The following is a 7,098-nucleotide window of genomic DNA, read 5'->3' on the forward strand; positions in this document are numbered from 1 at the left end:
GCGAGAACGTGATGTTCCGCAACGGGATCGCCACCTACAAGCTGCCGGAGACCGTCCCGGCGCTTGAGGGTCAGGTGCGGGTGTTCTGAGTTGACCGAACACAAGCCACCCCGCCTCGCCCAGGGGCGCGAGCACGTCGTCGCCACGGTCGACGAAATCCCGCCCGGCACACATAAACTGGTGCCGATCGGCCGCCACGGTGTCGGCGTCTACAACGTCAACGGAACCTTCTACGCCATCGCGAACTACTGTCCGCACGAGGGCGGGCCGCTGTGCTCGGGACGGGCCCGCGGGCGCACCGTCGTCGACGAGACCGCGCCGGGCGACGCGGTGATGGTGCGGGACAAGGAGTTCATCTACTGCCCCTGGCATCAGTGGGGTTTCGAACTGGCCACCGGGACCACCGCGGTCAAACCGGAGTGGAGTATCCGCACCTACCCGGTGCGGATCGTGGGAGACGAAGTGTTGGTGATGGCGTGATAGTCGGTACCCCGGAACTCAAACGCGGCGAGAAGTCCATCGAGATCAACGGCGGTAACGTCGTCTACGAGATCCTGGGCAAACAGGGCGATTTCATCGCGCTGACACCGGGCGGCCGGTTCAGCAAGGACATCCCCGGGCTGCGGCCACTGGCCCAGGCCCTGGTCAAGGGCGGCTACCGGGTGTTGCTGTGGGACCGGCCCAACTGCGGCCGCTCCGATGTGCAGTTCTACGGCCAGAGCGAATCCCATATGCGGGCCGAGACCCTGCGGGCGTTGATCACCGAGCTGGGCATCGGACCGTGCATCCTGGCCGGCGGTTCGGGTGGTGCCCGTGACTCGGTGCTCACCACGATGCTCTACCCCGACATCGTCACCAAGCTCGTGGTGTGGAACATCGTCGGTGGCGTCTACGGATCGTTCGTGCTCGGTTCCTATTACATCGTGCCGAGCATCCTGGCCGTCCGCGGGGCAGGCATGAAGGCCGTGAGCCGCGTCGACGAATGGAAGGAGCGGATCGGCGAGAACGCGGCGAACGAGGCCCGTATCCTGGCCCAGGAACCCAACGCGTTCCTCAAGCTGATGTTGCGCTGGCTCAACGCGTTCGTCCCGAAACCCGGCCAGACCATCCCCGGTGTCGAGGATGAGATGTTCGACAACATCACGGTGCCGACCCTGATCATCCGTGGGGGCGAGAACGATCTGGACCACCCGAAACGCACCTCGCTGGAGGTGAGCTGCCTGATCAAGGGTGCGACGCTGATCGATCCACCCTGGCCGGAGGACGCCTGGGAACGGGCGGGCGAGGACCGCGCTTCCGGCAAGGTCAAGCGGTTCAACATGTTCGACACCTGGGTGCAGGCCGCGCCGCCGATCCTCGAGTTCCTGGCCCGATGAGCGGTTGGGCGGAACGCGATGAACCACGTCCGATGTCACACCGTGCGGATGCGCACCTCGCAGTTGAGCGAGGCTTCGAGCGCGGTGTGGATCCGGCTTTCCGGAATACGGTCCAGATCGGCCTTTTTCAGCGCCACCGTGACCACGTCCCAGCCCTGTGGGTCCGGGCTACGGGCCACCTCGCCGGCGAGACCGAATCCGGCCAGCACGCCGTGCGCGTCGTCATCGGTACCGCGGCTGATGAAGGTCACCACGCCGGCACTGGGTTCGGTCCCGAACGCGTTGGCGCACAGTTCCATCACCAGCCGCTGCAACCCGGGGGCGTCCTCCCCCTCGATCAGCACCTCGACCTCGCGCCGGGGTCCGGGCAGGCCGGCCAGCTGGCTGTCGAGGACCTGCGCCCCATGCCGGTCCGCCGACTCGCGGAGGGTCGCCATGCCGTCGGCTAGCCGCTGCGGCCCGAGCTCGCCGGCCTGGTCCACTCCGACACGTACCACCGCGGTTCTCATGCCGGTAAGCCTAACCGGGGACGGGAGGTAGCCATGGCGAGCGATCTGACCGTCGCGGTGTGGCCGGGTCTGACGCCGCGCCTGCTGCGCACCGAGGCGGAGTCCCTTTCCGATTACATATCCGCCGGAGGCTATGCGCCCCTTGTCGATCCGGACCGGCTGCTCGACACCGTGCACACCAGCGGACTGCTCGGGCGGGGCGGCGCGGCCTTCCCGATGGCCGTCAAGCTGCGTACGGTGCGCGATAACGGCCGTCTCGACGGGGCAGGCCCCGTGGTGATCGCCAACGGCGAGGAGGGTGAACCCGCCTCGGTCAAAGACCGCTGGCTGCTGCGCAACCGGCCGCACGCCGTGCTCGACGGGCTCCGGCTGGCGGCGCGAATCGTCGGGTCCGAGCGTGTCTACGTCTACGTCTCGGACCGCCGCGCCGCCGGCAGTGTCGAGGACGCGCTGCGTGGGTGCGAAACCGAACTCGGGGGTCTGCGGGTCGAATTGGTGTCGGTGTCGCCGGGTTATGTCGCCGGCGAGGAGACCGCGGCGGTGCACGTGATCAACGGTGGCGAGGCCAAACCGACCGATAAGCCGCCCCGGCCGTTCGAGGAGGGCGTCGCGGGCAGGCCGACCCTGATCAGCAATGTGGAGACCCTCGCCCAGCTGGCCTACCTGCACACCCACGGTGCCGCCCAGTTCCGGGCCGTCGGCACCGAAGCCTCCCCCGGCACCTTCCTGGCGACCATCACCGGTGCGGGCCTTGGCCCCGCGCTCTACGAACTCCCCCACGGTGTCGCGGTGGCGGATCTGCTGACCCTGCACGGGGTACCGGCCGAACAGGTCGGCGGCGCGCTGATGGGCGGGTATTTCGCCGGGCTGCTCAACCGCGACGTGCTCGGCGCCACCCTGGACCACGAGACCATGCGCGCCATGGGAAGTGGGCTGGGCTGCGGCGCGATCGGCTTTCTCACCGAGGACTGCCCGGTCGCGGTGGCGGCATCGGTGCTGGCCTACTTCGACCGGGAGAACGCCGGGCAATGCGGTTCCTGCTTCAACGGCACCGCCGCCATGGCCGCGGTCGCGACGGCGCTGCGCGACGGCCACGCCACCGACGAGGATGTGGCCCGGCTGCGCCGGTGGTCGGTGGTGCTGCGCGGCCGGGGCGCCTGCGCCACGCTGGACGGCGCGGCCAACGTCGCCGCCAGCCTGCTGGCTCAGTTCGGCGACCTGGTGTGCCGCCATGTCGAGAACAACTGCCAGACCTGCCGTTCCGGGGCGTTCACCGCGGCACGACCGTACGAGGTGGAACAGCTGGAGGCGGTGGTGGCGGTATGAGGGTCAAGCTCGATCGCACGATGTGCGACGGATTCGGACTGTGCGCCAAGCACGCCCCGGAGTATTTTCCGCTCGACGACTGGGGTTACGCATCGCTGCGCGGTGACGGCGACGTGCCGGACACCGATCGCGACGAGGTCAGGCGGGCGCTGCTGGACTGCCCGGTGCACGCGATCATCGAGCTGCGCGAACGGCAGCGCCACACGGCGGATTAGGGACGGGAGTCGAATTGTCACAGATGCCGGGTCGGCCGCTTCCGACCGTCACCGCGCTCAACGAGTACTTCTGGACCGCGGGCGCCGACGGGGTGCTGCGGATCCAGGAATGTCTGGAGTGCAGTGCCCTGCTCCACCCCCCACAACCGGTGTGCCGCTACTGCCGCGGCCACGAACTCGGGGTCCGCGAGGTGTCGGGGCGGGGTTCGCTGGCGGGGTTCACGGTCAACCACCGCTTCGGATTTCCCGATCTGCCACCGCCCTACGTGGTCGCCGAGGTCGCGGTCGCCGAGGATCCACGGGTCCGGTTGACCACCAACATCGTCGACTGCGATCCCGACACGCTACGGCTCGGGCAGCCGGTCGAGGTCGGCTTCCAGCAGGTCGAGGATGTCTGGCTGCCGGTGTTCACACCGTCGGCGGACACCACCCCGGCGCCGCGGCCGGTCGACGAGATCGCCCCGAGGGACTTCGCCTCCCATGTCCGGCCGATGCTGGGCGAGGACAAGTTCGAGGATCACTCGGCCATCACCGGCATCGGCATGTCGACGATCGGTCGCCGCCTGATGGTTCCGCCGCTGTCACTCACGATCGAGGCCGCCGAACAGGCGGTCGCCGATGCGGGCCTGACCTTCGACGATATCGACGGACTGTCCACCTATCCCGGACTGGATATCGCGGGGATGGGTGAGGGCGGGGTGAACGCGCTCGAGGGTGCGCTCGGACTGCGGCCCACCTGGATCAACGGTGGTATGGACACTTTCGGTCCTGGCGGTTCGGTGATCGCGGCGATGATGGCGGTCGCGACGGGTATGGCCCGGCATGTGCTGTGCTTCCGCACGTTGTGGGAGGCCACCTTCCAGCAGTTGATGAAGGAAGGCAAGGCATCGCCCCCGATGGGTGGCCGCACCAACAGCTGGCAGCAGCCGTTCGGCGCCACGTCGGCGGCACATACGTTGGCGCAGAACGCCGGACGCCATTTCGACCGGTTCGGCACCACCCGCGAAACGCTCGGTTGGATCGCCCTGAACCAGCGAGCCAACGCCGCACTGAACCCCACCGCGATCTACCGCGACCCGATGACCATGGACGACTATCTGTCGGCGCGCACCATCACCACGCCGTTCGGCCTCTACGATTGCGATGTGCCCTGCGACGGTGCGGTCGCGGTGATCGTCTCGGCCATCGACACCGTTGCCGACCTACCCAAGCCGCCCGTCCGGTTCGAGGCGGTCGGCACCCAGATCATCGAGCGGCTGGACTGGGACCAGACCACCCTGACCCACGAACCGCAGGTGCTGGGCCAGAGCGCGCACCTCTGGTCACGAACCTCGTTGCGCGCCGGTGACGTCGACGTCGCCGAGCTCTACGACGGTTTCACCTTCAACTGCCTGTCCTGGCTCGAGGGACTGGGATTCTGCGGTATCGGCGAGGCCGGGGACTTCCTCGACGGCGGCCACAACATCGCCCGCGACGGCGTCATCCCGCTCAACACCCACGGCGGGCAACTGTCCCACGGCCGCACCCACGGCATGGGCCTGGTCCACGAGGCCGTCACCCAGTTGCGCGGCGAGGCCGGAGAACGCCAGGTCGCCGATGCGAAAGTGGCCGTGGTGAGTTCGGGCGGCCTGACGCCCAGTGGCGTGCTCCTGCTGCGGGTCGACGAGTAGCCGTGACCAATCCGCAACCGCATCCCCGCGTCGTCATGGTCGACGGCGTCCCGATGTCGGCCCTGGTCGCCGAGGCCGCCGAACCCCGGGGGGTGGTGGTCGCGCTGCACGGCGGCGCGACCACCTCGGCGTACTTCGATTGCCCCGGCCATCCGGAACTTTCGCTGCTGCGGATCGGGGTGGCCGAAGGCTACACGGTCGTCGCGCTGGACCGGCCCGGCTACGGGGCGTCGGCGGCCTACCCCGATGCGATGATGCGGCCGCAACAGCGCGTGGCCCTGGCGTTCGGCGCGGCCGAGCGCATCGCGGGCACCGACGAGGTATTCGTCCTCGGCCACTCGATGGGCTGCGAACTCGCCATCCGGATGGCCGTCACCGGATCCGGACGTCGCGGCGGCGTCCTGGGTGTCTCACTGGCCGGCACCGGCCTGCGCTACCGGTCCGCGGCCCACGAGATCCTCAAGGACGCCGCGATCGACCACCGGCCGCGCGGATTGCGGGATCTGCTGTGGCAGCCCGAGCGGCTGTATCCACCCGATGTGCTGGGCAACGGATTGTCCGGCGGCGGCGCCCGCTACGAGGCCGATGTGGTCAAAACCTGGTCATCACACGATTTTCCGGCGCTGGCCGCACAGATCGAGGTCCCGGTCCAGTTCACCGCCGGTGACCACGAGAGTGTGTGGGAGTCCGGCCCGGACGCACTGGACACCATCGCCGGACTGTTTCGCGCCGCGCCGCGGGTGGATACCGGTGAACTCGCCGACAGCGGACACAACCTCAGTGTGGGGCACACGGCCGGCGAATATCACCGCAGGGTGTTGTCATTCGCCGGGGACTGCGTGGCCGGCCACGCCGGCGGCGCCGGGAAAACCGAAGTGGAAGAGGAGGCAGGTTGATGCGAGTCGGATTCATCGGGTTGGGCAGTCAGGGTGCGCCGATGGCCCGCCGGATCGTCGAAGGCGGATTCGAGACCACCCTGTGGGCGCGCCGCCCCGCGTCGGTCGAACCGTTCGCCGATACCGCGGCGAAGGTGGCAGGCACCCCTGCCGAGTTGGCCGCGGCCAGTGACCTGGTGTGCCTGTGCGTGGTGGGCGACGACGACGTGCGGGAGGTGCTCGGCGGCGACACCGGCGTGCTGGCCGGCCTGGCCCCCGGTTCGATCATCGCCATCCACTCCACGGTCCATCCCGACACCTGCGCCGAGATCGCCGAGCAGGCACAGGCTCACGGAGTCTCGGTCATCGACGCACCGGTCAGCGGGGGCGAACCCGCGGCGACGGCAGGCACCCTGCTGGTCATGGTCGGCGGCGCGGACGAGGTCGTCGAGAAGGCCAGGCCGGTGTTCGCCACCTACGCCGACCCGATCGTGCATCTGGGCGGAATCGGCAGCGGCCAGGTCGCCAAGATCCTCAACAACCTGCTGTTCAGCGCCAACCTCGGCGCGGCGATGAGTGCACTCGAACTCGGTGAGTCCCTCGGCGTTCCGCGTCAGGCGCTGTGCGAGGTGATCGTGCGCGGTTCGGCCACCAGCAAGGCGGTCAACAGCATCGCGATGTTCGGCGGCACCCTGGACAACCTCGCGCCCATCGCCGGGGCGCTCCTGCAGAAGGACTGCAGGCACGCCGCGAGCCTGGCCGAGGACGCCGACGCCGCACAGGGCGCGGTATTCGATGCCGCCGACGCCGCGCTGACCCTGATGGAGTTCCCGCGCTGATGCGCGTCGGATTCATCGGTGCCGGCCGGATGGGTGCCCCGATGGTCAGCCGTATCGTCGGCGCCGGCCACCAGGTCCTGGCGCTCGGGCGCTCCGCCGAAAAGCGGTCCACGGTAGCGGAATTGGGTGCGCACCCGGTCGGCACCCGGACCGATGCGGTGCGTGGTGCGGACGCTGTCGTCGTGTGTGTGTTCACCGACGAGCAGGTCCGCGAACTCTGCTCGGATCACCTGATCGGCACCATGGCGCCCGGTTCGGTACTCGTCCTGCACACCACCGGGAGCCCCC

At 68.9% G+C, this 7,098-nt stretch carries 8 protein-coding genes and 1 pseudogene; 8 read left to right on the top strand and 1 reads right to left on the bottom strand.

Annotated features, from left to right (window positions below):
- The first annotated feature begins 90 nt into the window (after positions 1-90).
- On the top strand, positions 91-480 hold the full coding sequence (locus ACWDTP_RS36060) for a Rieske (2Fe-2S) protein (protein ID WP_450028008.1): 390 nt from the start codon (positions 91-93) through the stop codon (positions 478-480).
- A complete protein-coding gene (locus tag ACWDTP_RS36065; RefSeq protein ID WP_450028009.1) occupies positions 477-1,376 on the top strand; it encodes an alpha/beta fold hydrolase in 900 nt (299 codons plus the stop codon). Before ACWDTP_RS36060 ends, ACWDTP_RS36065 begins: the two co-directional genes overlap by 4 nt.
- A 35-nt stretch (positions 1,377-1,411) precedes the next feature.
- Here the strand turns inward: ACWDTP_RS36065 and ACWDTP_RS36070 are convergent, their stop codons facing one another.
- Positions 1,412-1,885, bottom strand: coding sequence for a hypothetical protein (locus ACWDTP_RS36070; protein ID WP_450028010.1), 474 nt, complete (start codon positions 1,883-1,885; stop codon positions 1,412-1,414).
- A gap of 33 nt (positions 1,886-1,918) precedes the next feature.
- Here ACWDTP_RS36070 and ACWDTP_RS36075 point away from each other — a divergent pair, with 33 nt between their 5' ends.
- The 6 genes and pseudogenes from ACWDTP_RS36075 to ACWDTP_RS36100 form a co-directional block, all read left to right on the top strand.
- Complete coding sequence (locus ACWDTP_RS36075; protein ID WP_450028011.1) at positions 1,919-3,211, top strand: NADH-ubiquinone oxidoreductase-F iron-sulfur binding region domain-containing protein; 1,293 nt, start codon at positions 1,919-1,921, stop codon at positions 3,209-3,211.
- Positions 3,208-3,408: pseudogene (locus ACWDTP_RS36080) on the top strand (ferredoxin); the annotation flags it as partial. The gene ACWDTP_RS36075 and the pseudogene ACWDTP_RS36080, both read left to right, overlap by 4 nt.
- Positions 3,409-3,449: 41 nt before the next feature.
- Entirely contained in the window at positions 3,450-5,096 is a 1,647-nt protein-coding gene (locus ACWDTP_RS36085) for a thiolase C-terminal domain-containing protein (protein WP_450028012.1), read from the top strand.
- A gap of 35 nt (positions 5,097-5,131) precedes the next feature.
- A complete protein-coding gene (locus ACWDTP_RS36090) occupies positions 5,132-5,992 on the top strand; it encodes an alpha/beta fold hydrolase (RefSeq protein WP_450028015.1) in 861 nt (286 codons plus the stop codon).
- The gene (locus ACWDTP_RS36095) at positions 5,992-6,810 is read left to right on the top strand and encodes an NAD(P)-dependent oxidoreductase (protein WP_450028013.1); all 819 of its coding nucleotides are present in this window, start codon (positions 5,992-5,994) and stop codon (positions 6,808-6,810) included. The genes ACWDTP_RS36090 and ACWDTP_RS36095 overlap by 1 nt, the downstream gene beginning before the upstream one ends.
- On the top strand, positions 6,810-7,098 hold a 289-nt coding region (locus ACWDTP_RS36100; protein ID WP_450028014.1), incomplete at its 3' end, for an NAD(P)-binding domain-containing protein. The genes ACWDTP_RS36095 and ACWDTP_RS36100, both read left to right, overlap by 1 nt.

The organism is Mycobacterium sp. NPDC003449 (assembly GCF_053588415.1).